Annotated in this window: 21 protein-coding genes and 1 tRNA gene; 9 read left to right on the top strand and 13 right to left on the bottom strand. The window is 73.9% G+C overall.

All coding sequences use genetic code 11. The annotated features are described in order from the left end of the window. Nucleotides 1–8: 8 nt before the first annotated feature. The 7 genes from G5B56_RS17770 to G5B56_RS17740 all read left to right on the top strand — a co-directional run bounded on the left by G5B56_RS17770 (nt 9) and on the right by G5B56_RS17740 (nt 11,586). Nucleotides 9–599: a GNAT family N-acetyltransferase gene (locus tag G5B56_RS17770; RefSeq protein WP_164964090.1), complete on the top strand. Its 591-nt coding sequence runs from the start codon at nt 9–11 to the stop codon at nt 597–599. Next, nucleotides 596–2,635 carry a S9 family peptidase gene (locus G5B56_RS17765; protein WP_164964089.1) on the top strand — a complete coding sequence of 680 codons (2,040 nt, stop codon included), beginning with the start codon at nt 596–598 and terminating at the stop codon, nt 2,633–2,635. The genes G5B56_RS17770 and G5B56_RS17765 overlap by 4 nt, the downstream gene beginning before the upstream one ends. A gap of 82 nt (nt 2,636–2,717) precedes the next feature. Continuing rightward, the gene (locus tag G5B56_RS17760; RefSeq protein WP_009856835.1) at nt 2,718–3,890 is read left to right on the top strand and encodes a VWA domain-containing protein; all 1,173 of its coding nucleotides are present in this window, start codon (nt 2,718–2,720) and stop codon (nt 3,888–3,890) included. Next, complete coding sequence (locus G5B56_RS17755) at nt 3,887–5,698, top strand: autotransporter assembly complex family protein (protein ID WP_029718708.1); 1,812 nt, start codon at nt 3,887–3,889, stop codon at nt 5,696–5,698. Before G5B56_RS17760 ends, G5B56_RS17755 begins: the two co-directional genes overlap by 4 nt. 210 nt (nt 5,699–5,908) lie before the next feature. Further along, a complete protein-coding gene (locus G5B56_RS17750; protein WP_164964088.1) occupies nt 5,909–10,210 on the top strand; it encodes a translocation/assembly module TamB domain-containing protein in 4,302 nt (1,433 codons plus the stop codon). A gap of 37 nt (nt 10,211–10,247) precedes the next feature. Continuing rightward, a tRNA-Arg gene (locus G5B56_RS17745) sits at nt 10,248–10,322 on the top strand. Between the two features lie 718 nt (nt 10,323–11,040). Beyond that, a complete protein-coding gene (locus G5B56_RS17740) occupies nt 11,041–11,586 on the top strand; it encodes a DUF4124 domain-containing protein (RefSeq protein ID WP_240920837.1) in 546 nt (181 codons plus the stop codon). 13 nt (nt 11,587–11,599) lie between these two features. Here G5B56_RS17740 and G5B56_RS17735 read toward each other — a convergent pair whose 3' ends face one another. The 12 genes from G5B56_RS17735 to G5B56_RS17680 form a co-directional block, all read right to left on the bottom strand. After that, nucleotides 11,600–11,980 (bottom strand): beta-lactamase hydrolase domain-containing protein, encoded by a 381-nt coding sequence (locus G5B56_RS17735; protein WP_164964087.1) that lies wholly within the window; start codon nt 11,978–11,980, stop codon nt 11,600–11,602. 12 nt (nt 11,981–11,992) lie between these two features. Beyond that, nucleotides 11,993–13,231 carry a multiheme c-type cytochrome gene (locus tag G5B56_RS17730; RefSeq protein ID WP_164964086.1) on the bottom strand — a complete coding sequence of 413 codons (1,239 nt, stop codon included), beginning with the start codon at nt 13,229–13,231 and terminating at the stop codon, nt 11,993–11,995. After that, nucleotides 13,195–14,628: a YeeE/YedE thiosulfate transporter family protein gene (locus tag G5B56_RS17725; RefSeq protein WP_206023548.1), complete on the bottom strand. Its 1,434-nt coding sequence runs from the start codon at nt 14,626–14,628 to the stop codon at nt 13,195–13,197. The genes G5B56_RS17730 and G5B56_RS17725 overlap by 37 nt, the downstream gene beginning before the upstream one ends. An 8-nt stretch (nt 14,629–14,636) precedes the next feature. Further along, nucleotides 14,637–15,815, bottom strand: a complete 1,179-nt coding sequence (extI, locus tag G5B56_RS17720) for a selenite/tellurite reduction operon porin ExtI (RefSeq protein ID WP_164964085.1) — start codon at nt 15,813–15,815, stop codon at nt 14,637–14,639. A 13-nt stretch (nt 15,816–15,828) separates the two neighbouring features. After that, complete coding sequence (locus G5B56_RS17715) at nt 15,829–16,338, bottom strand: hypothetical protein (protein ID WP_164964084.1); 510 nt, start codon at nt 16,336–16,338, stop codon at nt 15,829–15,831. After that, a complete protein-coding gene (locus tag G5B56_RS17710; RefSeq protein ID WP_164964083.1) occupies nt 16,335–16,622 on the bottom strand; it encodes a hypothetical protein in 288 nt (95 codons plus the stop codon). The genes G5B56_RS17715 and G5B56_RS17710 overlap by 4 nt, the downstream gene beginning before the upstream one ends. Further along, complete coding sequence (locus G5B56_RS17705) at nt 16,601–16,852, bottom strand: sulfurtransferase TusA family protein (RefSeq protein WP_164964082.1); 252 nt, start codon at nt 16,850–16,852, stop codon at nt 16,601–16,603. The genes G5B56_RS17710 and G5B56_RS17705 overlap by 22 nt, the downstream gene beginning before the upstream one ends. A gap of 44 nt (nt 16,853–16,896) precedes the next feature. Beyond that, nucleotides 16,897–18,384 (bottom strand): hypothetical protein, encoded by a 1,488-nt coding sequence (locus tag G5B56_RS17700; RefSeq protein WP_206023547.1) that lies wholly within the window; start codon nt 18,382–18,384, stop codon nt 16,897–16,899. 172 nt (nt 18,385–18,556) lie between these two features. Continuing rightward, nucleotides 18,557–18,952 carry a copper chaperone PCu(A)C gene (locus G5B56_RS17695; RefSeq protein WP_164964081.1) on the bottom strand — a complete coding sequence of 132 codons (396 nt, stop codon included), beginning with the start codon at nt 18,950–18,952 and terminating at the stop codon, nt 18,557–18,559. A gap of 28 nt (nt 18,953–18,980) precedes the next feature. After that, complete coding sequence (locus G5B56_RS17690) at nt 18,981–19,868, bottom strand: cytochrome c3 family protein (RefSeq protein ID WP_240920836.1); 888 nt, start codon at nt 19,866–19,868, stop codon at nt 18,981–18,983. Beyond that, complete coding sequence (locus G5B56_RS17685; RefSeq protein ID WP_164964080.1) at nt 19,865–20,443, bottom strand: hypothetical protein; 579 nt, start codon at nt 20,441–20,443, stop codon at nt 19,865–19,867. The genes G5B56_RS17690 and G5B56_RS17685 overlap by 4 nt, the downstream gene beginning before the upstream one ends. Before the next feature lies 1 nt (nt 20,444). Continuing rightward, entirely contained in the window at nt 20,445–21,662 is a 1,218-nt protein-coding gene (locus G5B56_RS17680; RefSeq protein WP_164964079.1) for a 2Fe-2S iron-sulfur cluster-binding protein, read from the bottom strand. Between the two features lie 200 nt (nt 21,663–21,862). On the opposite strand from G5B56_RS17680, the gene G5B56_RS17675 reads away from it, so the two are divergent. Beyond that, the gene (locus G5B56_RS17675; protein WP_164964078.1) at nt 21,863–23,449 is read left to right on the top strand and encodes an FAD-dependent oxidoreductase; all 1,587 of its coding nucleotides are present in this window, start codon (nt 21,863–21,865) and stop codon (nt 23,447–23,449) included. A gap of 12 nt (nt 23,450–23,461) precedes the next feature. Then, nucleotides 23,462–25,216: a thiamine pyrophosphate-binding protein gene (locus G5B56_RS17670; RefSeq protein WP_164964077.1), complete on the top strand. Its 1,755-nt coding sequence runs from the start codon at nt 23,462–23,464 to the stop codon at nt 25,214–25,216. Here the strand turns inward: G5B56_RS17670 and G5B56_RS17665 are convergent, their stop codons facing one another. Continuing rightward, entirely contained in the window at nt 25,217–25,912 is a 696-nt protein-coding gene (locus G5B56_RS17665; protein ID WP_164964076.1) for a Crp/Fnr family transcriptional regulator, read from the bottom strand. Nucleotides 25,913–25,977 lie beyond the last annotated feature (65 nt).

The following is a 25,977-nucleotide window of genomic DNA, read 5'->3' as shown; positions in this document are numbered from 1 at the left end:
CGCTGCCGATGAGCTGGCCCGAACCCGTCACGCTGCGCGGCCGGCTGGCCGCACTCGTTCCGCTGCAGCCCGAACACGCGCCCGCGCTGGCCGACGCCGCCCGCGACGGCGAGCTCTGGAAGCTCTGGTACACCGCCGTGCCCGCGCCCGAGCGCATGGCCGCCGAGATCGAGCGCCGCCTGGGCCTGCAGGCCGCCGGCAGCATGCTGCCCTTCGCCGTCTTCGACGCCGCCGGCCGCGCCGTCGGCATGACGAGCTACATGAACATCGACGCCGTGCATCGGCGTGTCGAGATCGGCAGCACCTGGACCGCGCGCTCGGCACAGCGCACCGGGCTCAACACCGAATGCAAGAAGCTGCTGCTCGGGCACGCGTTCGAGCGCCTGGACTGCATCGCCGTCGAGTTCCGCACCCACCGCCTGAACACGCAGAGCCGGCGTGCCATCGAACGCCTGGGCGCCCAGCTCGACGGCATCCTGCGTGCGCACCAGCGCCTGGCCGACGGCTCGCTGCGCGACACCGCGGTCTACAGCATCACGGCGGCCGAATGGCCGACGATCCGCACCCACCTCGACTGGCTGCTCGCCCAACCCCGATGAAGACCAAGCCGATCACCGTCGACGATCTCTGGAAGCTCGAGCGCATCGGCGCACCCAGCCTGTCGCCCGACGGCGCGCAGGCCGTGGCCGCGGTCACGCGCTACTCGATGGAGGACAACAAGTCCGCCAGCTCGCTGTGGCTGTTCTCGACGCTGGGCGGCGCCGCGCGGGCGCTGACCGCCTGCGGCGACAAGGACGGCCAGCCGAAGTGGAGCCCCAAGGGCGACCTCGTCGCCTTCGTCGCCCGGCGCGAGCAGCAGGGCGAGAAGGACGAGACGGCGCAGCTCTACGTCATCGCGCCCGACGGCGGCGAGGCGCGGCGCGCGGCGACGGTGGCCACCGGCATCGAGGCCTTCCGCTGGTGCCCCGACGGCCGCCGGCTGCTGTTCGTCTCCTGGGTCTGGCCCGACGCGAAGGGCACGAAGGAGCAGGCCAAGCGCGCCAAGGCCTTCAAGGAGCGCAAGGAGAGCGGCTACGCGACGAGCGAGGCCCAGTACCGCTACTGGGACCACCAGTTGCCGCTGGGCCGCGTGCCGCACCTGCACCTGCTGGAGCTGGGCCGCGACGGCGCTGCCGCCAAGGTGCGTGACCTGTTCGAGGGCACGCCCTACGAGATCCGCCGCCACGACCCCGACGCCGACTGCTTCGACGTCTCGCCGGACGGCAAGCGTGTGGTCTTCGCCTTCGACCCGGCGCCCGAGAAGCGCATCGACAACCGCTTCGCGCTGGCCGAACTCGAGCTGAAGACCGGCCGCGTCAGCGTCATCGTGCAGGACGCCGACTGGGACTGCTCGGCGCCGCGCTACAGCCCCGAGGGGGAGCGCGTCGCCTTCATCGCCAGCCACCAGGGCCGCAAGCACACGATGCCCGGCCAGGTCGCCGTCTGGTACCGCGACGAGGCACGCTGGGAGGTGCTGTCCGAGGCCTGGGACCACGACGTGCAGGCGCCGCTGGCCTGGGAGGACGACGGCCAGGCGCTGCTGCTGCGCGCCGAGCAGCGCGGCCGCCAGCACCTGTGGCGTTTCGACCTGCCCGACCGCCGCGCCGAGGTCGTCGTCGAAGGCGGCACCGTGCAGGCCTTCGACAAGGCCGCCGGCACGCTGGTGACGCTGGCCGACAGCGCCACCCACCCGGCGCGGCTGCACGCCTGCCTGCCCGGCGAGGCGCCGCGGCGCATCGAGACGATCAACGACGCGCTGCTGGCGCGCCTGCAGAGCGGCCGCGTCGAGGAGGTCTGGTTCAAGGGCGCCGCCAGCGTCGAGGGCGGCGAGCCCGACGACGTGCAGATGTGGCTGGTCTACCCGCCGGGTTTCGACGCGAAGAAGAAGTACCCGCTGCTGCACCTGATCCACGGCGGCCCGCACACCGCCTTCGGCGACGCCTGGCACTACCGCTGGAACAGCCAGGTCTTCGCCGCCCAGGGCTACGTCGTCGCCTGCGTCAACTACCACGGCTCGTCGAGCTTCGGCACCGCGTTCCTGGACAGCATCACCCACCGCTGGGGCCAGCTCGAGACCGTCGACGTCGAGGCCGCCACCGACTGGCTGCTGAAGAAACCCTGGGCCGACAAGCGCCGCGTCTTCGCCTCCGGCGGCAGCTACGGCGGCTTCATGGTCGCCTGGATGAACGGCCACGTGCCGGCCGGGCGCTACGCCGCCTACGTCTGCCACGCCGGCTGCTTCGACTGGACGGCGATGTTCGCCGACGACGCCTACACCTGGCACGCCAAGGAGCTGGGCGCCTGGTACTGGGACGACATGGCGCGTGTGCACGCGCAGAGCCCGCACGCCGCCGCTGGCGCGATGGCCACGCCGACGCTGGTGGTGCACGGCGCGCTCGACTACCGCGTGCCCGACGCCCAGGGCCTGGCCTACTACAACACGCTGAAGGCCCGCGGCGTCGACGCCCGGCTGCTGTGGTTCCCGGACGAGAACCACTGGGTGCTGAAGCCGCGCAACTCGAAGCAGTGGTACGGCGAGTTCTTCGGCTGGCTGGAGCGCCACGACCCGGGTCCGGCCAAGACGCGCAAGCGCTGAGCGTTTCATCACGCCGGCCGCGCGCGCCGGCGCGACAATCCGCGCACTGGCCGCCGCACCGGGCACTGGCCGCCTCCCGCCGATGCTGATCAACTTCTTCTACACGCTGCGCGCCGCCAAGCTGCCGGTCTCGGTGAAGGAGTTCCTCACCCTGCTGGAGGCGCTCGAGGCCGGCGTCGTCGACGGCTCGGTCGACGACTTCTACTACCTCGCCCGCGCGACGCTGGTGAAGGACGAGGCGCACTACGACAAGTTCGACCGCGCCTTCGGCGCCTACTTCAAGGGCGTCGAGCTGCTGACCGACTTCACCCGCGACGTGCCGCTGGACTGGCTGCGCAAGACGCTGGAGCTGGAGCTGACGCCCGAGCAGAAGGCGGCCATCGAGAAGATGGGCTGGGACGAGCTGATGCAGACGCTGAAGAAGCGTTTCGAGGAGCAGAAGGAGCGCCACGAAGGCGGCAACCGCTGGATCGGCACCGGCGGCACCAGCCCGTTCGGTGCCTGGGGCTACAACCCGCAGGGCGTGCGCATCGGCCAGGACAAGGGGCGCAACCGCAGCGCGGTGAAGGTCTGGGACCAGCGCGCCTACCAGGACTACGACGACAGCCGCGAGCTCGGCACGCGCACGATCAAGGTCGCGCTGCGCCGGCTGCGGCGTTTCGCGCGCGAAGGCGCCGCCGAGGAGCTGGACCTGGACGCGACGATCCACGGCACCGCGGCCAACGCCGGGCTGCTGGACATCCGCATGGTCCCGGAGCGCCACAACCGCGTGAAGGTGCTGCTGCTGATGGATGTCGGCGGCACGATGGACGAACACGTTCATCGCGTGGAGGAGCTGTTCAGCGCTGCCAAGAGCGAGTTCAAGCACCTCGAGTTCTTCTACTTCCACAACTGCGTCTACGACTTCGTCTGGAAGAACAACCGGCGCCGCTACTCCGAGAAGACGCCCACGTGGGACCTGATCCGCACCTACAACAAGGACTGGAAGCTCGTCTTCGTCGGCGACGCGACGATGAGCCCGTACGAGATCCTGCAGCCCGGAGGCAGCGTCGAATACCAGAACGAGGAGCCCGGCGCCGAGTGGCTGCGCCGGCTGACCGAAGCCTTCCCGCGCTTCGTGTGGATCAACCCCGAGCCGCAGGGCGTCTGGGCCTATCGCCAGAGCATCTCGATCGTGCAGCAGCTGATGAACCAGCGCATGTTCCCGCTGACCCTGTCCGGACTCGAAGGCGCGATGCGGCTGCTGAGCAAATGAGGCGCGTGTTGACGGGCCTGGCGGCGGCCCTGGCCGCCAGCGCCGCGATCGCGGCCGCCGACGCGCCCACCGCTGCGGCCGCCGAGCCTCAGGCGAGCATCGAGGTCGTGGCGCCGGCGGCGCTGAAGGCGCTGCTCGAGCAGCACCTGGACATCGCCCGCGTCGCCACGCTGGCGCCCGGCGTGGCGCTGGACGACAGCGAGTGGGCGCGGCTGATCGACGGCGCGCCGGCCCAGGTGCGCGAGCTGCTGGAGACCGAGGGCTACTTCGACCCGACGGTGATCCTGGTGCGCTCGGTCGGCAACGTCGGCGAGCGCCACGTGCGGCTGGAGCTGCAGCCCGGCCCGCGCACCCGTGTGCAGCGCGTGACGATCGAGGTCGAGGGCGCGCTGGGCGCCGCCGCCGAAGCCGGCGAGCCGCATGCGCGCGAAGCGCTCGAGGACCTGCGCCGCGCCTGGGCGCTGCCGGCCGGCCAGGCTTTCCGCAACCCCGACTGGACGGCCGCCAAGTCGGCCGCGCTGGCGCGGCTGCGCGCCGACGGTTATGCCGGCGCGAGCTGGAAGGCCACCGCCGCCGAGGTCGAGACCGCCGAACACGGCGTCAGCCTGTATCTGGTGGCCGACAGCGGGCCGCTGTTCCGTTTCGGCGAGCTGGTCGTCGACGGCCTCGTCGTGCACGAACGCGAGACCGTCGAGCACCTGGCCGCGCTGGCGCCGGGCACGCCGCTGACCGAGGCCGTGCTGCTGGACTACCAGGAGCGGCTGCAGAAGGCCGGGCTCTTCGACAGCGCCGCGGTCACGCTGGACCCGGACGTCTCGCGCGCCGGGCAGGCCCGCGTGCTGGTGCACGTGAAGGAGGCGCCGCTGCAGGTCTACACCTTCGGCGTCGGCATCAGCGCCAACACCGGGCCGCGGGCCTCGCTGGAACACGCCTACCGGCGCGTCTTCGGTTATGCGCTGTCGGCCAGCAACACCTTCTCGCTGGCGCAGAAGAAGCAGACCTACGCGGGCGAGGTCAGCACCCACCCCGGCGAGAACCTGTACCGCGAGCTGGTCGGCGGCGCCGTCGACCGCGAGGAAGGCGACGAGGACGTCGTGCTCGCGCAGCGCGTGCGCCTGGGCCGCACCAAGGACACGCAGCGCCTGGAGCGGCTGGTCTTCGTCGAGGCCGAACGTTCGGCACGCTGGACGACGACCGGCCAGCGCATCCACACCAACACCATCGCCTACTCGCTGAACCACCACGGCGTCTGGCGCGAGCTCGACAGCGTCGTGCTGCCGACCGAAGGTTTTTCGGTGTCGCTGCAGACCGGCGTCGGCCACGCCCACGGCAGCGCCGGCGACAGCGGGCCGTTCTCGCGGCTGTACGGCCGCTTCACCGGCTACCTGCCGATTGGCCGCGCCTGGTACGGCAGCGCCCGGCTGGAACTGGGCCAGGTCGTCAAGCGCGACGCCGTCGCGGTGCCCGACTCGCAGCTGTTCCGTGCCGGCGGCGACGACTCGGTGCGCGGCTACGCCTACCGCAGCCTGACGCCGACCGAAAACGGCGCCGAGGCCGGCGGCACCTCGCTGATGACCGCCAGCCTGGAGCTGGCGCGGCCGATCTCGGCCTCGATGCCCTCGGTCTGGGGCGCGGTCTTCGTCGACGCCGGCCGCGCCGCCAACGGCTTCTCCAACCTCAGCCCGGCGATCGGCACCGGCATCGGCGTGCGCTGGCGCAGCCCCGTCGGGCCGCTGAAGGCCGACCTGGCCTGGGGGCAGGAGACGCACTCGGTGCGGCTGCACTTCAGCGTGGGCATAGCGTATTGATGGTGCCCCCGAGCTCGCTTTCGCTCGCTACCCCCCGAGGGGGCCTCGCCCGGACATGGACCGTCCGGTGGACGGGCCATGCCTGGCGAGGGGCCGGGCCACGGGCCCGGCGCGGCCTGCAAAGCCGGTCCGCGGCGGGAAGCTTGATCGCGCGGCGCTTGTTCGTTTGCATGGGCTCGCTGACCGCCACCTTTGCGCCGGGTTCACGGGATGACTGAGCAAGGTCCGGACACGCCGCAGGAAGCGCCGGCGCCTGTGCGTCGGCGCCGCTGGTGGCCCTGGCTGGTCGCGGCGCCGGTGGTGGCGGCGGGGGCGGCCGTGGGGGGCGTTTGGGGGCTGCTGCACAGCGACGCGGGCACGCGGTGGCTGGGCACGCGGCTGCCGTTCGTCACCGCCGAAGACACGCGCGGGGCGCTGTTCGACGACGTGTTCGAGGCCGACCGCGTCGTCGTGCGCTGGGACTCCGGGCGGCAGTCGGTGACGGTGACCGGGTTCCGCGGCGAAGGGCTGCGCTGGTCGTGGCGGCCGCATGCACGCGCCTGGTTCGGCATCGACGCGACGAAGGCCGTCGCGCGCGAGGTCATCGTCGACACCGGGCCGCCCAGCGGCCACGGCGCGCATCTGCCCTCGGGCATCGGCATCCCGCTGCAGATCCGCGCCGACCGCGCCGAACTCGAGACGCTGGACGTCGACGGCTTCCAGCTGCACCGGCTGCGCGCGCGCGCCTGGGTCGGCGAACAGAACCTGCTGTACCGCGTCGAGGACGCCGAGCTCGACTGGGGCAAGGTGCGACTGGCCGGCCACGCCCAGCTCGGTTTCGACCTCCCGTTCGCGCTCGGCGGCCAGGCCGAGGCGCGGCCGATCGACGCCACCACGCCGCTGGACGCGACGATCCGCGCCAGCGGCACGCTGGACCGCATCGTGCTCGCCGGCACGCTGCGCGGCACGCCGCAGCCGGGCAAGGCGACGCCGTCGGCCGAGGTCTCGACGACGCTGCTGCCGTTCGCGCCCTGGGTGCTGGCGCAACTGGACGCGAAGACGACGGCGCTGGACTTCGGCGCCTTCGTCGCTGGCGCCCCGGAAACGCGGCTCAGCGGCCACGCCAGGCTCGACGCCCCGCCGGCCGGAGAACGCCCGATGCGGGTCGACGTCGCGCTGGACAACGCCCTGCCCGGCCGCTGGGACGCCGGCCGGCTGCCGCTGGCGCGCATCGAGATCGACCTGCAGGGCCGCAGCGCCGAGCACCGGCAGGTCGACGTGCGCCGCCTGGCGCTGCAGCTTGCCGCCGACGGCCGGCCCGCGGGCCGCTGGAGCGCCACCGGCCGCTGGGACGGCCATGCGCTGGCTCTCGACTCGCAGCTCGACGGTGTCGCGCCGCAGCGGCTGGACCGGCGCGCGCCGGCGATGACGGTGTCGGGCCCGCTGGCGCTGGAGCTCGGCGGGCTGCCGTCGCCGGACGACTGGGCGGCGCCGCCGCCGGCCTGGTCGGCGGCGCTGCGCACCCGGCTCGACGGCCGCGTCGACGGTGCCTCGCAGCCGGTGCGGCTGCGGCTGGACGGCCGCGCCGACCCCGGCCGCATCGAGCTGAAGGAGCTGGACGCCAGCGCCGGTGACGCCGTCGCGCGGCTGGCGCTGGACGCCCGCCGCGGCGACGCCGGCTGGCAGCTCGCGACACGCGGCACGCTCGCCGGCTTCGACCCGGTGCCGTGGTGGCCGGGCGAGCCCGGTTCGGCCTGGCGCCAGGGGCCGCACCGCGTCAGCGGACGCTGGGAACTCGAACTCTCGCTGCCGCCCGAGCCGCTGGCGCTGCCGGCCCCGGCGCTGCTGCAGCGCACTGCCGGCCACGGCACGCTGAAGATCGCCGACACCGTGCTGGCCGGCGTGCCGGTGACGCTGGACCTGGCGCTGGAGCAGGCCGGCGGGCGTGGCGGCACGAGCCGCGTGCGGCTGGAAGCCGGTGCAGCGGGCAACCGCCTGTCGGCCAGCGGCGAGGGCCGCCCGGCGGGCCGCGGCGGCGACGACCGCTGGACGCTGGCGCTCGACGCCGGCTCGCTGCAGACGCTGGCGCCGCTGGCGCGGCTGCTGCCGGGCGGCGCCGCGTTCGCACCGCAGTCGGGCAGCGCACGCGGTGAACTCGTCGCCACCGGGCGCTGGCCCGACCTGTCGACGCAGGGCCGGCTGACGCTGGCGCGTTTCGCGTCGCACGAACTCGAGGTCGCAGACGCCAGCGCCGACTGGCGGCTGTCCACCGGCGGCCTGGCGCAGCAGCCGCTGGAGCTGCAGGCCGACGTCGCCGGGCTGCGCTGGGGCCGCCAGAGCGCGCGCCAGCTGCGCGCCGAGCTGCGCGGCACCTGGCAGGAGCACCACCTGCTGGTGGCCGGCGCGCTGCCGCTGGTGCCGCCGCCGCTGCTGGAACGCTGGTTCGGGCTGCGCACGATGTCGGGCACCCGCGCCCAGCTGCAGGCCACCGGCGCCTGGACGGCCAGCGCCGGCGGCGGCGGGCGCTGGGCCGGGCGCATCGAACGCCTGGGTGTCGGCACCTGGGACGGCGGCGCCATCGCGCCGCCCGGCAGCGACTGGCGCAGCGACTGGATCGACGCCCGCGACCTCGGCGCCGAACTGCAGTTCGGCCGCGGCGGCACGCTCGAGCGGCTGCAGGCCGCACCCGGGCGCATCCGCTTCGCGCGCGCCGTCGACCTGCGCTGGGACGCCGTGCAGGCCGACTGGGCCGCCGGCGCGGCGCCGCGTTTCGCGCTGCGCATGGACGTCGCGCCGGTGGCCGTGGCGCCGCTGCTCGAACGCGTGCAGCCGACGATGGGCTGGGGCGGCGACCTGCGCGCCGGGGCCCACGTCGACATCCGCGCCGGCGAACGTTTCGACGCCGAGGTGGTGCTCGAACGCAGCGACGGCGACCTGACGATCACCGACGAGAACGGCACCCAGGCGCTGGGCCTGAGCGCGGCCCGGCTGGGCCTGGCGGCGCACGACGGCCAGTGGTACTTCACCCAGGCGCTGGCCGGCGGCAACATCGGCCGCATGGCCGCGGCGCTGGGCGTGCGCACCTCGCCGGCCAGCCGCTGGCCCGAGGCCGACGCGCCGCTGGACGGCGTGCTCGACGTGGAGGTCGCCAACCTGGGTGTCTGGGCGGCCTGGGTGCCGCCGGGCTGGCGCCTGTCGGGGCGGCTGCACAGCAACGCGACGATCGGCGGGCGCTTCGGCGCGCCCGAGTACACCGGCGTCATCGAAGGCCGCGACCTGGGCGTGCGCAACCTGCTGCAGGGCGTCAACGTCGGCCCCGGCACGGTGGCGATCCGGCTGGAAGGCACCGACGCGCGCATCGAGACCTTCCGCTTCAAGGGCGGCGACGGCCAGCTCGAGCTGAGCGGCGGCGCCGCCTTCGGCGAGACGCCGAACGCGCGGCTGAAGGCCGTGGCCGAACGCTTCCGCGTGCTCGGCCGCATCGACCGCCAGCTCACCGGCAGCGGCAGCGCCACGCTGACGCTGGACGCGCAGCGGCTGGCGCTGGACGGCCGCGTGCAGGTCGACGAAGGGTTGTTCGACGCCACGCGCGCCGACGCGCCGTCGCTGGACGCCGACGTCACCGTGCGCCGCCCCGGCGACGCGCCCGCGGCCCCGGAGGACGAGGCGCTGCCGCGCACGCGCCGCGACGTCGACATCACGCTGGATGTCGACCTGGGCCGCCAGCTGCGGGTGCGCGGGCGCGGCCTGGACACCGAGCTGCGCGGCCAGCTGCGGCTGACGACGCCCGGCGGCCGCCTGGCCGTCAACGGCAACGTCGCCACCGAGAACGGCACCTACGCCGCCTACGGCCAGAAGCTGGACATCGACCGCGGCATCGTCGCGTTCGCCGGCGCGCCCGACAACCCGCGGCTGGACATCCTGGCGCTGCGCCAGAACACCGACGTGCAGGTCGGCGTGCTGATCACCGGCACGGCGCAGAGCCCGCGCGCGCGGCTGTACTCCGAGACCGAGATGACCGACACCGAGCGCCTGTCCTGGTTGGTGCTCGGCCGCGCCTCCGACGGCCTGGGCCGCGCCGACGCCGCGCTGCTGCAGCGCGCCGCCGTCGCGCTGATGGCCGGCGAAGGCGAGGCGCCGACCGACGCGCTGATGCGCAACCTGGGCATCGACGAGCTGAGCGTGCACCAGAGCGAGACCGCCGGCAGCACCGCCGGCGGCGAGGTGCGCGACACCGTCATCTCGCTGGGCAAGCAGCTGTCGCGGCGCTGGTACGTCGGCTACGAACGCGGCGTCAACGCCACCACCGGCACCTGGCAGCTGGTCTACCGCATCGCCCAGCGCTTCACGCTGCGCGCGCAGAGCGGCGCCGACAACGCGCTCGACCTGATCTGGGTCTGGCGCCTGGACGACGAGCAGCTGCCCGGCACGCGGCCGCTGATCGGCGCCGGCCGCCGCCTCGGCCAGGCCACCGGGCTGGTGGCGCCGGCGGCTTCAGCGCCTTCATCGCCCGCGGCGTCGGCGCCGCGCTGAACCCGGTGGCCGGCGATGGCAGAATCGCCCCCGCCGCGCCGCCGTAGTTCAATGGATAGAACGGGGACCTCCTAAGTCTCAGATGCAGGTTCGATTCCTGCCGGGGGCGCCAGCCGATGACGGTGCACGCCGTCGAACAGCTCGGCCCGCCAGCTCGCATCGCTCCACGACAGCTCGATGCGCGCCTTGTCAGGCAGCCGCCACCAGTAGATCCACTGGCCACGATCGCAGTCGATGCTGTCGGTGGGCCGGCCGATCGCGTGTTCGATGCGCTCCAGCGTCCAGCCGTCCAGCGGCTGGGTCTCGAAGAAGTGGCGCAGCAGGTCCGGCGGCGCACGCGGCGGCATGTGGTCGACGATGACGCCCTGGGCGTCGCACTCCAGGTACATCGGGTCTTCGGGCGCGTCCCAGGTGTAGCGTGTTCGGCCGGACGACCCGCCCGAAATCGATGCCGCGCGCCGCAGCGGCTCCGGCAGGTCGACGTAGCGCAGGCCGCGGTAGTAGCCGTTGGCTTCCATCAGCTGGCGGCGCGTGCGCCGCGCCGGCCTCCTGAGACGCTCATTGAGCCAAGCGGCCACCGTGACGATCGCGCTGACGGCATTGATCAGCAGGGCCAGCATCAGCACGGCGGCCAGGACGAAGGCGAAGAGTTTCGCCAGGAAGATCAGGCAGCTCATCGCCTCGATTGGCGCGCGGCCACGCGGCAGCCGCCATCGCTCCGCCGGCCGCCCCCGCTTTCAGGGGACGGCATCCCCCGGCGGGCCGTCACGCCGCGCCACGGCGGGTCGAATGGCGTCGCTTGCGGCCGACAATCCATCCCGAGGAGGACGATGACGATGCGACACGGCATCACGGCCGTCGTGGCGCTGCTGGCCGGCGCCGCATCGGCCCAGACCGTTTACCGCTGCGACGGGCCGGGCGGCCGGCCGGTGTTCCAGCAGCACCCGTGCACCGCCGGCGGTCGCACGGTCGACGCGACACCGGCCAACTCGCCGATGGCCCCGGACCCGGACGTCGCGCGCCAGCTGGCGCGCGACCGCTCCGGCGTCATGACCGAGGACGAGATGTTCAAGCGTTACGGCCCGCCGGCGCTGACGAACACCGACCGCTTCGGCAACAGCGTCTCGCGCCAGCACGTCTACCGATATGCCGACGGCAGCTCGCGCTACGTCTACACACGCGACGGCATCGTCGTCGGCCTGCAGGAGCGCCCGGCCGCTGGCCCCGGCGGGGCCGTCGGCGGCGGTGGCGAGCCCTGCTACAGCGAGCAGCAGATCCGTGCCGAACGGGTCTCGGCGAGCTCGATCACGCTGAGCGCCTGGCAGCGCGAACTGCGCGAACGGCGCATTGCCGAGATGGAACGCTGCCGGCGCTGAAGCGCCGTGCGGCTCAGGCCAGCCACACGACCTCGGGCTCGGGCTCCGGCGGCGGCAGGCCGTTGAGCACGGCCTCGTACAGCCGCGTCGAGCGCCGCCCCGAGCGGCAGAAGGCCAGCACCGGCCCGGGCAGCGTCGCCAGAAGCTCGCGCAGAGCCTGCACCTCGTCGGCGCCGAAGCCCAGGTCGGCCACCGGCTGGTGCGCGTAGGCCAGCCCGTGTGCCCGCACGCGCTCGCCGATCTCGGCGGCGCTGGGCTGGTGCGGGCCGTCCTCGTGGTCGGGGCGGTGGTTGACGACGCTGCGAAAGCCCGCGGCGGCGACGGCCGCCCAGTCGGCGTCGACCTCGTGCGACGCGGCGGCGTAGTCGGGCGACAGGCGGTGGATCTCGGTCATGGCGGGACTCGCTCAGGGGCGGGTGGCGGGGGGCAGCGCACGCGTCAGGCGCAGCGCTTCGTAACGCGTGGCGACGGCCTCGTCCAGCGCCGCCTGCAAGGTCTGCTGCGTGCCGGCGTCGAGCCTGGCACGCTGCGCCAGCACGTAGCGGAACATGCGTTCGTAGTGCTCGCGCGGCGCAACCGCGACCCGCAGCTCGACGCGCCCGCCGCGGCTGTCGGCGCGCTCCAGACTCGCCGACAGCGTTGCCACGGCACCGGGCGCCAGACGGGTGTCGAACGCTTCCTCGGCCAGTGCCAGGTCGATCTGCCAGCCGATGACGTGGCGCGCGAGCACCCGCTCGCCACCGGCGTCGACACGCAGCAGCGTGGCCTCGATCTTGGGCACCATGTAGGTGGGCAGCAGGTGGCCGGCGCCAGCGTTGCGCAATGTCGCGACGGCGTCCACGCCGCCGTCGGCGCGGCGCCTGAGCACCAGGTCGGCGGCCAGCCCCTCGCGCAGCATCCGCGCGTCGTGCACGCCGCGCCACTCGTGGCGCCGCCCGGGCATGTGGCAGGACTGGCAGGCGCGGCCTTCACGCGCCGCCGGGCTGGCCTGCCACTGCGCCAGCGTGTCCTCGTGCAGCTTGCCCTTCGTGCGCGGGCCGTCGGCCGGGAACTGGTGGCAGGCGGCGCAGAAGCGGCTGTCCTGGAACGCCGTCTCGGCGCGGAAGCCGGCATGCGGCAGCGGCGGCGCCGGCTCGGGCGCCCCGGCCGCACGCGGCGGGCCGTAACGCTGGTGGCGGCGCAGATGGCAGGCGGCGCAGACGAGACCCTGCTGATCCAGCCCCGGCGGCACGTAGCCCGGCGGCGGCGCCGCCGGCGCGCTGGCCCAGCCCAGCCGGCGCGCCAGCAGCGCCTTCTGCTCGGCCAGCGGCGCATGGCAGCGCAGGCAGCGCTCGGCCTTGTCGGCTGTCATCAGCCGCAGCTGCCAGTCGAGACCCGGGCCCATCGTGCGCGCGTGCAGGCTGCCGCGCCACTGGGCGTGCTGCTGCGGGTGGCAGGCGGCGCAGTCCTCGGGCGCCAGCGAGGCTTCGCGCGCCGGCCAGCCGGCCGGCGGCGCGCCCTGCGGCGCCAGCGGCTGCTGCCAGTGCCGCGCGACGAAGGAGTCGATGGCGTCCGCCGCCGCGGCGGCACCGGCGGCCAGGGCGAACGCCAGCAGGGCCAGCCGCCGGATCACGCCGCCCAGCCGCCCTGGCGCGAGGCCTGCCATTCGATCCAGCGCTGCAGCAGCCGCACGCCGACGAAGGCGCCGGCCGTCATGCCGGCGAGGAACAGCCAGCCGCTGGGGTCGCCGTTGGTCACGGTGGCGAAGAAGGCGCCGATGTTGCAGCCCATGCCGATGCGCGAGCCGATGCCCATCAGCGCGCCGCCGGCCAGCGCCAGCAGCGCGGCCTCCGGCCCCGGCCACTTCCACTTGAACTCGCCGACGAGGTTGGCGCGCACCGCGGCGCCGACGACGATGCCCGCCGACATCCACAGCGGCGCGTTCAGCCACGGCGGCGGCAGGCCGTTGTCGAGGCCGAAGAACAGGTTGTCCATCGACGGGCGGCCCAGGCGCTCGAGCAGCCAGCCGCCGAGCTGCGCCTCCTGCGTCGTGATGTACCAGTAGCCCGGGTCGAAGACCGTGTCCTGCAGCGACAGGCCGCGGGTGAACCCGGCCGCGGCCAACGCCTCGCCGAAATTGAGGATGCCCCAGCGCTCGCGCAGCGCGCCCGTCACCGCCATCTGCAGCCCGGCCAGCAGGCCCAGCAGCAAGCCGGCGACGGCGGTGTTGCGGGAGGACGCGAGCATCGCCGCCAGGCCGCGCAGCTCGTCGGCCAGGCCCGGCGCGGCGATGCCGCGGCGCTGGAGCCAGGCGCGGCGAAAGCGCAGGCGGTACAGCAGCACCAGCAGCGCCAGCGCCGGCAGCACCGCCACCAGCGTGGTGTCCAGCAGCACCGGCAGCCAGCGCCCTTCGACGCCCAGCCGCTCGGCCAGCGTGGCGCCCTGCAGCTTCCAGACGTGTCCGGCGAGGAACTGGTCGAATGCGCCGCGGCCGATGTCGAGTTCGGCCGGCATCGCCTGCGCCTGCCGCGCCGCCTCGGCCGCCCAGGACGCCGGCACCAGCGTGTCGAGCCAGCCGCCGGCGCTGACGAACCAGGCCTGCGACAGCGAGATCGCGACCACGACCAGCAGCGCGCTGCCGCTGCCTTCGCCGCACTTGTAGAGCGAGCTCGACGCGCAGCCGCCGGTGAAGACCATCGCCAGGCCGAAGATCGCGCCGCCGATCGGCACGTGCCAGCCCAGCGCCGATGCATGCACGGCGCCGAGGCCCGCGCCGCGCACCAGCGCCGCCGTCAGCGCGTACAGCACGACGGCGATCAGCACGCCGACGGCCATGCGCACGACGCCGACGGCGAACAGGTCGCGCACCGCCGAGGCCATGCAGAAGCGCCCGTACTGCAGCACCGCGCCGTAGGCCAGGCCGAAGGCGCCGTAGACGGCGAGGTAGACGAGGTGGCCGTCGGCGGCGACGGCCACCGCGGCGGCGAGCGCGGCCAGCCCGAGCAGCAGCGCCGCCACGAGCCGCCCGCGCGGCGCGGCGTTCGCGCCGGGGGTGTCGAGCACGGCCACGTTCAGAACAGCAGCTGCAGGCCCAGCGTCGTCTGCCAGTTGTCCTGCAGCGCCGCGTTGCTCGCGCTCGGCCGGTCGAAGGTGGTGCGCGAGTAGTCGACCGTCAGCTTCAGGCGTTGGCCGTCGACGTAGTAGTGGGCGCCGACGCCGGTGGTGTCGTGGTCGAGCGCACCGTCGGCGACCGCGTAGTCGGCGTGGTCGCGGCGGCCGTAGAACTGCAGCCGCCCCGGACCGACCTTCTGCGGCAGCAGATAGCCGCCCTTCAGGTAGTAGGCCTTGAGCTGCGAGTTCGCCGGCAGCGACGCGTCGGGCGCGCGCGAGATCGCGTCGCCGGTGTCGTAGTCGAAGTAGGCCGCCGAGCCGGTGAAGCTGCCCCAGCGCGTGGGCAGCTCGCCGAAGACGTCGACGGTCCAGGCGCGGTAGTCGACGATGTCCGAGCGTGCCGCGGCGTCGGCATAGGCGACGTCGGCCTGCCAGTCGACCGCGGCGCCGAAGGTCAGCACGCGGCGCGTGCCGAGGTAGGTGCCGCGATAGCCGTAGTCCGACTCGGGGTCGAGCAGGCTCCAGTGCACGCGGCCGGTGACGCGCGGCTTCTTCTTCGGCACGACGTCGCCCTCGCGGCCGTCGGCCAGCACGATGCGGTACTGCAGCCGGGCGTCGGCGAGGTTGCCCCACAGCGCCACGCCGTTGTCGCGCGTGCCGGCGAACGGCGTGTACGAGATGCCCGAGCGGTCCAGCGTCAGCGGCTCCAGGCAGGCCTCGTTGTTCTCGCGCGAGAAGCCGTTCTTGAAGCGGCCGGCGATGACGCGCACGGCGTCGCTGTAGTCGAAGGTGACGTAGGCGTCGCGGAAGTAGGTGCTGCGGTCCTCGTTGCCGCCCTTGCCGTCGTTGCCGGCCTCGATCTGGGCGTAGAAGCCGACGTAGTCGTTGTACTGGCCGCTGAAGGTCAGCCGGTTGCGGCGGATGTAGTTGTCCCAGGTGTTGCCGTTGTCGGTGGCCGAGGTGTAGCTCTGGCCCTGCGACCACAGCTGCAGCGCGTAGTCGAGGCTCAGGTAGGCCTCGCTGCCGGGCACGGCGATCGTCACGCCGGCCTGGCTGGCCAGCGGTGCCGCGGCCAGCGCGGCGGCGAGCACGGCGGCGCGCAGCGCCCCGCCGGAGGAGGAAGAGGTGTGGGCTTGCATGGCAGGGTCGGGGTCAGGACCGGGGGACGGACGGCGCGGCCGTCCGGAGATAGGGCGCACGCCACTGCGCCGGCGTGCCGGTCTGGTGGCAGGCGGTGCAGGCGGCGTCGGACTGCAGCGGGTTGGCGACCAGGCGCGCATGTGCCAGGTCCTGCTTCAGCAGCCGCGGGTTGCCCTGATGGCAGCCGACGCAGGAGTAGTTGACCTTGGCGTGGTCACGGTGCCACGGGCCCTTGGCGGCCTCGCTGTTCGGCGCCGCGGCGCGCACGCCGTTGTGGCACTTGAAGCAGCTCGACGCGCCCAGGCCGCAGGCGTTGGCCACGCCCAGCGGCGAGAAGCGGTCGGCGCGGCCGTCGGCCACCGGCTGCAGCACCTCGTGGCCCCAGCCGGCCTCGGCCTCCGCGGCCACCGGCTCGCGCGGCGCGGCGGCACGCCACTCGGCCAGCGCGGCCCAGCCGAGCAACACCAGCAGCACCACCAGCCAGGGCCGCGGGCGGCGCAGGAAGAGGACGGTGCGGCTCATCGGGACGCTCCTTCGCCGGCCGCAGGCGCAGCCGCGCCGCGGGCGATGTCGCGCTCCGACAGGCTGTCGGCACAGCCGCAGCCGGCGGCGGCAACCCCCTGGCGGAACTTCAGCCGGCCCGAGTCGGGTGGCGGCTGGCGCGTGATCTGCACCGCCAGCAGGGCCGGCGCCGAAGCGGCCGGCGCCGGGGCTGGGGCGGCCTCGGCCGCGAAGGCCGGTGCCGCGCCGGCGGCGGCCAGCGCCGCGGCGGCAAGCCCGCGCCTCAGTCCTTTTGAAGCGTCCATCGGAAAGTCCCTCGTTGTTCCTGGCGCTCGAGCACACGCGCGCCTTCCTGTTCGCACAGGTAGCCGATCGACTCGCCCGACGAGGGGTTGTCGAACTCGACGGTGAGCCGGTCGCCGGCGGCGATCTCCGCCAGCGCCTTGCGGGTGTAGATCTGCGGATGCGGGCAGACGTAGCCCTTCACGTCCAGCAGGTAGCGGCCGGGTTCCAGCCGCGTGAAACGGATCGTCATGCGACGTCTATCCTCGGAGGCGGGGGCGCGCGGCCCCCGACGGTTCAGCCGCCGCAGGGGTTGGACGGGATCGACGGCGTGCCGCCGCTGTCGCCGCCGCCGGTGCCGGTGCCCGGGGACAGCTTGGCGCGCAGGTAGGCCTTGTCGGCGGCGATCGCGGCGCCGGCATCGGCGGCGTAGGGGTCGACGATGTACGGCGAGGCCGCGGCGTCGGTGCGCGGCGCGACGTTGGCCTGGGCCGGGTTGGCGCGGGACCAGGACAGCACGTCGGTGCGCCAGCGCGAGTCGGCCGGCAGCAGCCAGGTGCCGTTGCGGTCCTGGGCGCGGGTCAGCGAGTTCCACTCGATCATCGAGCCGTCGTAGACCCGCGTCGGCAGCCCCAGCACGACCGAGGACGCGACCGCGGTGATCATCGCCCGCATCGCCGTCTCGCAGTAGGTGTAGACGACGTCGCCACGCTGGTAGGCCCGGCCCTGGCCGAGCAGCGCCAGCTGGCCGTCGACGAAGCCCTGGCCCGAGGGCGTGGTGCCGCCGGCCAGCAGCGCCGCGAGTTCGGCCTTGGTCTTGTACTTGCCGGTGCTGGCGCCGATCAGCTGGTCGTAGCCGAGCTGCAGCGCGCCGCGCGGGTGGCCCTGGCGCGAGCCGCCGTTCTGGAAGCTGGCCGCCAGCGCCGTGGCGTCGTTGGCCGGGATGTCGTCGACGGTGGCGCCGCGCAGGCCGGCGCTGTACTGCGCCAGGCTGCGTGCGTCCCAGAGGAAGACGCCGTCGTCGAGCACGTTGTGGTCGGCCAGCGGCAGCACGTTGATCAGGTCCTCCAGCGAGGCCTGCAGCACGGTGTTGTCGACGCCCAGATCCTGGACGCTGGCGACCCGCTTGTTCAGGCGCGGGCTGACTTCGGTGCTGGTGAAGTGCTCGGCGGTCCAGGTCGAGCCGTCGTCCACGCCCAGCGTCTGGTTGCCGCCGTTGAGCAGCGCGACGTGGCGCGCGTCGACGCCCCAGTAGCGCAGCGTGTACCAGCAGCGGCCCTGGCTCATCGCGTTGGACGCGCTGCCGGCGCCCTGGGCGCAGACGACGAGGTCCTTGCGCGGGTCGATCGCGTAGCGCGCCAGCAGGTCGTCGACCTTGGCACCCGACAGCACCATCGTCGGCGTGCGGATGACGCCGTTGGAGCGGTCCTCGGTCCAGCCGTTCTCGAGGTAGACGAAGACGTCGTGATCGTCGCCCTTGATGTACTGGCGCCCGCTCGGCCCGGCGGTGACCTGCAGGATCACCAGCTTGCCGGTGATGCCGGCCGGCTTGTTGGCCTGCCAGTCGTCGATCCAGGAGCGCAGCGTCCTGGCGGTGATCAGCCCGTGGCGGTTGTCGTCGTAGCTGTCGGCCGAGGTGGTGGCGATGCTCGCCGGCGTGCCCACGCTCAGCGTCTTCGTGCCGCTGTCCAGGCCGTTCTCGCCGCCGCCGCAGGCGGCCAGCGTGGCGGCCAGCGCGGCAGCCGCCCATGCGGCAGCGCGCCGCGTCGTGGTGTCGGTGATCATGTTCGAGGGGTTGCGGTGATGTCTGCCGCCTGCAGACCTCGCGGGCGGCGCGTCGGGCCGGCGTCGTGCGACACCGTCCTTTTTTCATCCTAGGGATGGGCCCCTCGACCCCGAAGCGCGGTTTGCGCCGATCGAAATTCGGATTGGGCGGTTGCGTCCGCCCCGGGCGCGCCTAACGCCCCGCCGCGCCGAAATGCCGCACGAAGCGCCGGCCGTCGGCGTCCTCGAAAACCAGCGACACCGGGATGACGTCGCCGTCGCGCACCTGCCAGCGCAGGCCGTCCAGGCGCAGCCGCGGGCCGCCGGGCGCGAGCGCCGTCGTGCGCCCCGCCGGCAGCCGCAGCGCGCCGCCGGGCGCGAGCACGCGCACCTCGGCCGCCCAGGGCGAGCGCGCGCCGACCAGGCGCAGCGGCGCGTCGGGCGTGATCTCGACATAGGCCTCGGTCGCCGTCTCGGCCGGGCCGCTGGCGCGCGCCCAGCCGTCGGCCAGCCGCAGATCGGCGGCGGCCGCGCCGGCCGCCATCAGCAGGGCCGCGCTCGCAGCGGCCCATCGTGCCCACACTCGCATCGTCGTTCTCCGTCCAGCGCGGCGCGCCTCAGTCGTCGTCCCCGCCGCGCCGGCGTTCGCCGCGGCTCTCGCGCCCGCCTCGGCCGTGGCCCTTGTCGTCGGCGCTGCGGTGGCACTCCACGCAGTCGTCGAAGTTGCGAATGCCTTCCTTGACGTGCTCGGCGCGGATGCTGGCCGGGCTGTGCGCGTGGCAGCCGTAGCAGGTGTAGCGGCTGTAGTCCTGGCCGACGTGGCAGGTGCGGCACTCGGCGTCGTGGTCGCGGTCGAGCACGAAGTGGCGGTCGTGGTCGAAGGTCGCGGGCTCCCAGGCCTCGGTGCCGTGGCAGGTGGCGCAGCGGCCGTCCAGGCGGGCGTGCAGCCGGTCGCGCGGCGCCGTGTGGCAGCTCTGGCAGCGTGCATCGGCCTGCGGGCCGAGCAGCGCGTGGTCGAAGCTGCGCACCGTCCAGTCGCGTGTGCCGTGGCACTCGGCGCAGCCCGCTTTCAGGCCGTCGTGGGTCGGGCCTTTGGGCACCGCGTGGCAGCCGTCGCAGCGCTGCTGCACCGCCGGGCGCAGCAGCTCATGGGCGAAAGGCTTGCGGTCGCGGCGGGTCTGGCGCGGGCCGAGGTGGTCGCTGTGGCAGCCGGCGCAGTCCTGCACCGCCAGCTCCTGGTGGAAGGCGATGCGCGGCGTCGCGGCGACGATGGGCACGCCCTCCGTCGTACGCACGCCGATGTCGGCCGGCGCGTGGCACTCGGTGCAGCGGGCGGCGGCCGTGCCGCGCCACGGGGCGTGGCAGGACCAGCAGTCGGTCGCGAGGTCGGCGTGGCCCTTGGACAGCGGCCCCGGGCTGACCATCAGCTGCGGATAGGCGAAGACCAGCACGATCAGCACCACGAGGTTGACGGCGATGACGGCCAGCGCGACCGGGTGCTTCACGCCCACCCCCAGAACAGGAAGACGGCGACGATGTGCGCCAGCGCCAGCACCGTGAAGGCCAGCGTGATCGGGAAGTGCACCACCCGCCACTGGCGCACGATGTCGAAGGTCAGGCTGTCCCAGTACAGGCGCTCGTTCTGCTCGGCCTCGTCCAGGCCGCTCGCGCTCATGCGCCGGCGGGCCTCGTCCAGGCGGCGGCGCGAGCGGTCGATCAGCAGCTTGCCGGTGAGCCCGCTGCCGACGTTGATCAGCATCGCGACCACGGCCAGCCAGCCCAGCACGGAGTTGAAGTGCACGCCGGCGTGCACCAGCACGAACAGCGAGCCGGTCCAGGCCAGCGCCTCGTGCAGGCGCAGCAGCTGCGCCGGCTGGCCGCGCACGATCAGCCGGCGCTTGCGCAGCGAGTAGGCCGTCGATCCGATGATCAGCAGCGTGCCCGGGATGCCGAGATAGCGGCCGATCCACACCGCGTCCAGCGCGTGCAGCACGGCGTCGATGGCCAGCGCGACCAGCGCCAGGCCGGCCAGCCCGGCGACCAGCGGCAGCACCTCGCGTTGCAGCAGGCGGGCCTGCATCTCAGGCGTCCAGCACCAGGGCCGACGAAGGCTTGCCGACGCACAGCAGGCAGTGGCCGGGCGCGGTGTCGTGGTCGGGCTCGCGGGCGTAGCGCACCGTGCCGCTGACGACCCGCGTCTGGCAGGCGCCGCAGCCGCCGGAACGGCAGCCGGATTCGACCTCGACGCCATGGCGCTCGGCGAAGTCCAGCAGCGAGGCGTCGCGCCCGTCCCACGCCAGCGTGCGGCCCGAGCGGCGGAACTTCACCTCGACGGCCGGCGCAGGCGCCGCGGCGGCGGCCGGGACCGCGGCCACCGAGGCCGGGCCGAAGGCCTCGTAGCGCAGGTCCTCGGCGGGCACGCCCCAGGCGGCCAGCGCCGGCACCAGCGCGTTCATCATCGGCGGCGGGCCGCAGACGTAGAAGCGGTGGCGGCCGTGCGGCAGCACGCGCCGCAGCAGCTCGACGTCGACGTGGCCGGCGTGTTCGTAGTCGCGGCCCGGCTGTTCGCCCTCGGCCGGCTGGCCGAGCACGCGGTGCAACACGAAGGCCGGGTGCGCGGCGGCCAGCGCCACGAGCCGGGCGCCGAAAGCCAGCTCGGCGCTGCGGCGCACGCCGTAGAACAGGTGCACCGGCCGCGCCGAGTCCTCGGCCAGGCTGGCGTGCAGCATCGCCAGCAGCGGCGTGATGCCGATGCCGCCAGCCACCAGCACGACCGGCAAACCGGGCTCGGCGTCGAAGACGAAGTGGCCCGCTGGCGCGCGCAGCCGCAGCACGTCGCCGACCTGCACCGACTCGTGGAAGTGGTTGGAGACACGGCCCGGCGACAGCCCGTCGTGCGCCGCCGGCACACGCTTGATCGTCACGCGGTAGTGGCCCGGGTCGGGCGCGTCGGACAGCGAGTAGCAGCGCGTCAGCGTGCGCGGGCCGTCCGGCTCGTCGAGCACCAGCGAGAAGGTCAGGAACTGCCCGGCGCGGTACGGCGGCAGCGGCTGGCCGTCCAGCGGTGCGAGGTAGAAGGAGCACTGCAGCGCCGCCGCGTCCTCGACCTCACGGCGCACGACACGGAACTCGCGCCAGCCGGCCCAGGCGCCGACCGCAGCCGGCTCGGCGGGCGGCAGTGTCGCGGCGCCTCCCGTCGTGGTGACCGGCGCGCGGCGCCACAGCGTGACGGCGATCGCCACGCCGAGCTGCAGCAGCGCGGCGGCGACGATCCATCCGAACAGGGCGAGAGCGGTCATCGGCAGGTGCGGCGCGCGGACGCCGCTGGAGTTGGGTCCCATCGTCGGGCGTCCTGACGGGCACGGCTTGACCGGCCACAGATCGCAGCCCGCCCTTCAGCCGGCCTTAAGTCGAGGCCGGGAAACCCCTGCCCTCCTCGCTGCTGCCGTGTCGTGCTTTGGACAGACGCCACCGCCGCCGCACCGCAGACTGCGGGCCGATGTCCTCCTCCCGCTGCCTCGTCGTCGGCGTCGGCCCTGCCGGGCTGGCCACCGCGCTCGGCCTGCTCGACGCCGGCCATGCCGTCACGCTGCTCGAACGTGCCGCCGCGCCCGGCGGGCTGGGGCTGCACGCCTTCGGCGGCATGGCGCTCTGCGGCACGCCGCTGCAGCGCCGCAGCGGCATCCCCGACGGCCCGGCGGTGGCGCTGGCCGACTGGCTGTCCTTCGCCGGCTTCGGTCCCGAGGACGAATGGCCTCGGCGCTGGGCCGAGCACTACGTCGAACGCTGCGTGCCCGAGGTCTACGAAGCGCTGCGCGCACGCGGCCTGCGTTTCATCCCGGCGGTGCAGTGGGTCGAACGCGGCTGGGCGACACCCGGCAACAGCCTGCCGCGTTACCACGTGCTCTGGGGCACGGCGCGCCACCTCGTCAACAGCCAGCTCGCGGCGCTGCGCGAGCATCGCCACGCGGCGCGGCTGGACTGGCGGCTGCAGCACCGCGTCGACGACTTCGAGCACACCGACGGCCGCATCACCGGCGTGCGCGGCGTCGACGAGAACACCGGCCGCGAGTTCCGCTTCGACGCCGATGCGGTCGTCGTCGCCGCCGGCGGCCTGACCGGCGACCTGGCGCGTGTGCGTGCGTTGTGGTCCGCCGGCCCGGCGCCGGCCGAGCTGCTGAACGGCTCGCACCCGCATGCCGACGGCCGGCTGCACGACGCCGCGGCGCGCCACGGTGCGCGCCTCGCGCACCTGGACCGCATGTGGCACTACGCCGCCGGCGTCGCCCATCCGAACCCGCAGTTCGACGGCCACGGCCTGAGCCTGATCCCGACGCGCTCGGCGCTGTGGCTGGGCCCGGACGGCCGGCGCATCGGCCCCGAGCCGTTCGTCACCGGCTACGACACCGCGGCGATGGTCGAACGCATCGCGCGCGAAAGCTGGCCCTGGACCTGGCAACTGCTGAACCGCCGCATCGCCGACAAGGAGCTCGCCGCCTCGGGCGCCGAGCACAACCCGCAGATCCGCGAGCGCCGCGTGCTCGGCTTCGTGCGCCAGCTGCTGCGTGGCCAGCCCGAGCTGGTCGACGAGTTGCTCGCACGCTGCCCGGACTTCGTGCAGGGCGCGACGCTGGACGAGCTGGCGCGGCGCATGAACGCGCTCACCGGCGACGAGCGCCTGGACGCCCCGACGCTGCAGGCCCAGATCGCGCCCTACGACGCCCAGATCACCCGCGGCCCGGCGCTGCACGACGACGACCAGCTGCGCCGCATCGAGCACCTGCGGCGCTGGCGCGGCGACCGCGTGCGCACCTGCCGCTACCAGCGCATCCTCGACCCCGCGGCCGGGCCGCTGATCGCCATCCGCTGCCGGCTGCTGACACGCAAGTCGATGGGCGGGCTGCAGACCGACCTGTCCAGCCGGGTGCTGGACACGAACGGCACGCCGATCGCCGGGCTGTACGCGGTCGGCGAGGCCGCGGGTTTCGGCGGCGGCAACGCCAGCGGGCGCAAGTCGCTCGAAGGCACTTTCCTGCCCGGCTGCCTGCTGACCGCCAACGCCGCCGTGCGCCACCTCGGCACCTGAAAGGAGAGCACGATGAAGAAGACCGCCGCCGAACTGGTGCGCCACGCGCTGGAGCAACTGGGCGTGCGCCACACCTTCGGCATCCCCGGCGTGCACAACACCGAGACTTACGACGCGCTGGCCGGCTCGGCCGTCGTCACGCCGATCCGCGTCACGCACGAAGGCAACGCCGCTTTCATGGCCGACGCGGTGAGCCGCACCAACGATCACGTCGGCGCGCTGCTGATCGTGCCGGCCGCCGGCACCGCGCTGGCGATGGCCGGCATCGGCGAGGCCTATCTCGACGGCATCCCAATGCTGGTGATCTCCGGCGGCACGCACACGGGCCACGGTTTCCGCTACCAGCTGCACGAGCTCGACCAGCTCGCCTGGGTGAAGCCGGTGACCAAGGGCGCCTGGCGCGTCACGCGCCACCGCGACGTCGTGCCGACGCTGTACGAAGCCTGGCGCACCGCGACACGCGGCGAGCCCGGCCCGGTCTTCGTCGAGATCCCGGTCGACCTGCAGATGCTGCCCGGCGAGGTCGACGAGCTGCCGGCCTTCGTGCCCGACGCGCCGCCGGCCGCACCCGACGACGCGCTGATCGAACGTGCCGCGCGTGCGCTGCTGGCCGCCGAACGCCCGGGGCTCTTCGTCGGCTGGGGCGCGGTCGACGCCGGCGACGCGGTGGCGCGCATCGCCGAGGCGCTGGGCGCGCCGGTGGCGACGACGCTGCAAGGGCTGAGCGCCTTCCCCGGCACGCACCGGCTGCACGCCGGCATGGGCATCGGCCCGGCGGCGGTGCCGGCGGCCGAGCAGGCGTTTGCCGACTGCGACGTGCTGCTGGCCGTCGGCACGCGTTTCGGCGAGATCGCCACCGGCAGCTACGGCCTGCGCGCGACCTGGAAGCTCGTGCACGTCGACATCAACCCGGAAGTCTTCGGCGCCAACTACCCGGCCGAGATCACGATCGAAGGCGACGCGCGCCAGGTGCTGCCGGCGCTGGCGGCGAAGATCGCCGCGCTGGGCACGGAAGGCGCCGCCAAGCGCGCGGCACGCGCCGAGTCGGTGGCCGGCCGCATCGCCGCGGCCAAACAGGCCTACCGCGCCGAATGGCTGGCGCACGACGGCGGCGGGCGCGTCAACCCGCAGCGTTTCTTCGACGCCTTGCGCGCCACGCTGCCCGACGACGGTTTCGTCGTCACCGACGACGGCAACCACACCTTCCTGACCGCCGAACTCTTCCAGAGCCGGCGCGCGCGCCACCTCGTCACGCCGACCGACTTCAACTGCATGGGCTACGGCGTGCCGGCGGCGGTGGCGATCCAGCTGACGCACCCGCAGCAGCCGGTGGTCGCCGTCGTCGGCGACGGCGCCTTCCTGATGACCGGCATCGAGCTCAGCACCGCCGCCGAACACGGCCTGGGCGTCGTCGTCTGCGTCTTCAACGACGGCGAGCTGTCGCAGATCTCGCAGGCCCAGCAACTGCCCTACAACCGCAAGGCCTGCACCGTGCTGCCCGAGATCCGCATCGAAGGCATCGCGATGGCCGCCGGTGCCGCCTATCTGCGCATGAACACCGATGCCGACATCGAACGTGTGCTGCAGGCCGCCCACGAGCAGGCCGCCGCCGGCCGGCCGGTGGTCGTCGACGTGCACGTCGACTACTCGAAGCAGACCCGCTTCACGCGCGGCATCGTCAAGACCAACCTGGCGCGCATGAGCGTCGGCAACAAGCTGCGGCTGGTGGCGCGTGCCGCCTGGCGGCGCGTCGTCGCGCCGGCCTGATCAGCGCACCGCGAGCAGGCGCCCGGGGTCGACGATCTCGATCGTCGCGCGGCCACGGCGGATGGCGCCGGCCGCTTCCAGCTCCTTCAGCGCCTGGTTCACCGTCTGGCGCGACAGCGCCAGCATCTGGCCGAGCTGCTCCTGCGAGACCTCGAGCACACGCTTGCTGCGGCCCTCCCAGGCGCCGTAACCGCCGGCCATCGCCGCCAGCCGGCGCGCCAGCCGCGGTGTCGGCGGCAACAGCGCCAGCTCCTCGACGGCGGCGAAGGTCAGCCGCAGCTTGTTCGTCAGCAGCCGGCCGAAGCTCTGCCAGTGCTGCGGGCGCGCGGCCAGCAGCCGGGTCAGATCGTCCTGGGCCACACGCAGCAGCGTGCAGTCGCTCTCGGCCCAGGCGTCGTGGGTACGCGGCGCGCCGTCGAACAGCGCGATCTCGCCGAACCACTGCGGCGGCTCCAGCATCGCCAGCAGCGACTCGCGTGCGCCCTCGCCCACCGCGCCGATGCGCACGACGCCGCGCACCACCGCGTACAGCCCGTCGGGTGCGTCGCCGCGCGCGAACAGCCGCGTGCCGGCGTCCAGCACCAGCACCCGGGCGTGCGCCAAAAGGTGGTCGGCCAGGTCGGCCGGCAGCGCGGCGAACCAGGCCCCGGCGCGCAGCGTCGGCGCCCAGTCGGCGGCGGTGGAGGGCTCGGACATCGTCGGCGCACGGTACACGAGGCGGCACGCGGCACCGGGCGCGTGGGCGACATCCGGGACAATCG

Source organism: Rubrivivax sp. JA1026 (assembly GCF_011065555.1).
GTDB lineage: Bacteria > Pseudomonadota > Gammaproteobacteria > Burkholderiales > Burkholderiaceae_C > Rubrivivax > Rubrivivax benzoatilyticus.
This window is presented reverse-complemented; position numbering and strand designations above follow the sequence as displayed.

Bases quoted from the DNA above. Each gene is read 5' to 3' on its own strand.
- G5B56_RS17730 (WP_164964086.1), bottom strand. From the start codon at position 13,231: ATGGCAGGCCTCGCGCCAGGGCGGCTGGGCGGCGTGATCCGGCGGCTG.
- G5B56_RS17710 (WP_164964083.1), bottom strand. From the start codon at position 16,622: ATGGACGCTTCAAAAGGACTGAGGCGCGGGCTTGCCGCCGCGGCGCTG.
- G5B56_RS17695 (WP_164964081.1), bottom strand. From the start codon at position 18,952: ATGCGAGTGTGGGCACGATGGGCCGCTGCGAGCGCGGCCCTGCTGATG.
- G5B56_RS17675 (WP_164964078.1), top strand. From the start codon at position 21,863: ATGTCCTCCTCCCGCTGCCTCGTCGTCGGCGTCGGCCCTGCCGGGCTG.
- G5B56_RS17740 (WP_240920837.1), top strand. From the start codon at position 11,041: ATGACGATGCGACACGGCATCACGGCCGTCGTGGCGCTGCTGGCCGGC.
- G5B56_RS17685 (WP_164964080.1), bottom strand. From the start codon at position 20,443: ATGCAGGCCCGCCTGCTGCAACGCGAGGTGCTGCCGCTGGTCGCCGGG.
- G5B56_RS17665 (WP_164964076.1), bottom strand. From the start codon at position 25,912: ATGTCCGAGCCCTCCACCGCCGCCGACTGGGCGCCGACGCTGCGCGCC.
- G5B56_RS17765 (WP_164964089.1), top strand. From the start codon at position 596: ATGAAGACCAAGCCGATCACCGTCGACGATCTCTGGAAGCTCGAGCGC.
- extI (WP_164964085.1), bottom strand. From the start codon at position 15,815: ATGCAAGCCCACACCTCTTCCTCCTCCGGCGGGGCGCTGCGCGCCGCC.
- G5B56_RS17680 (WP_164964079.1), bottom strand. From the start codon at position 21,662: ATGACCGCTCTCGCCCTGTTCGGATGGATCGTCGCCGCCGCGCTGCTG.
- G5B56_RS17700 (WP_206023547.1), bottom strand. From the start codon at position 18,384: ATGATCACCGACACCACGACGCGGCGCGCTGCCGCATGGGCGGCTGCC.
- G5B56_RS17705 (WP_164964082.1), bottom strand. From the start codon at position 16,852: ATGACGATCCGTTTCACGCGGCTGGAACCCGGCCGCTACCTGCTGGAC.
- G5B56_RS17670 (WP_164964077.1), top strand. From the start codon at position 23,462: ATGAAGAAGACCGCCGCCGAACTGGTGCGCCACGCGCTGGAGCAACTG.
- G5B56_RS17755 (WP_029718708.1), top strand. From the start codon at position 3,887: ATGAGGCGCGTGTTGACGGGCCTGGCGGCGGCCCTGGCCGCCAGCGCC.
- G5B56_RS17750 (WP_164964088.1), top strand. From the start codon at position 5,909: ATGACTGAGCAAGGTCCGGACACGCCGCAGGAAGCGCCGGCGCCTGTG.
- G5B56_RS17715 (WP_164964084.1), bottom strand. From the start codon at position 16,338: ATGAGCCGCACCGTCCTCTTCCTGCGCCGCCCGCGGCCCTGGCTGGTG.
- G5B56_RS17760 (WP_009856835.1), top strand. From the start codon at position 2,718: ATGCTGATCAACTTCTTCTACACGCTGCGCGCCGCCAAGCTGCCGGTC.
- G5B56_RS17770 (WP_164964090.1), top strand. From the start codon at position 9: ATGAGCTGGCCCGAACCCGTCACGCTGCGCGGCCGGCTGGCCGCACTC.
- G5B56_RS17735 (WP_164964087.1), bottom strand. From the start codon at position 11,980: ATGACCGAGATCCACCGCCTGTCGCCCGACTACGCCGCCGCGTCGCAC.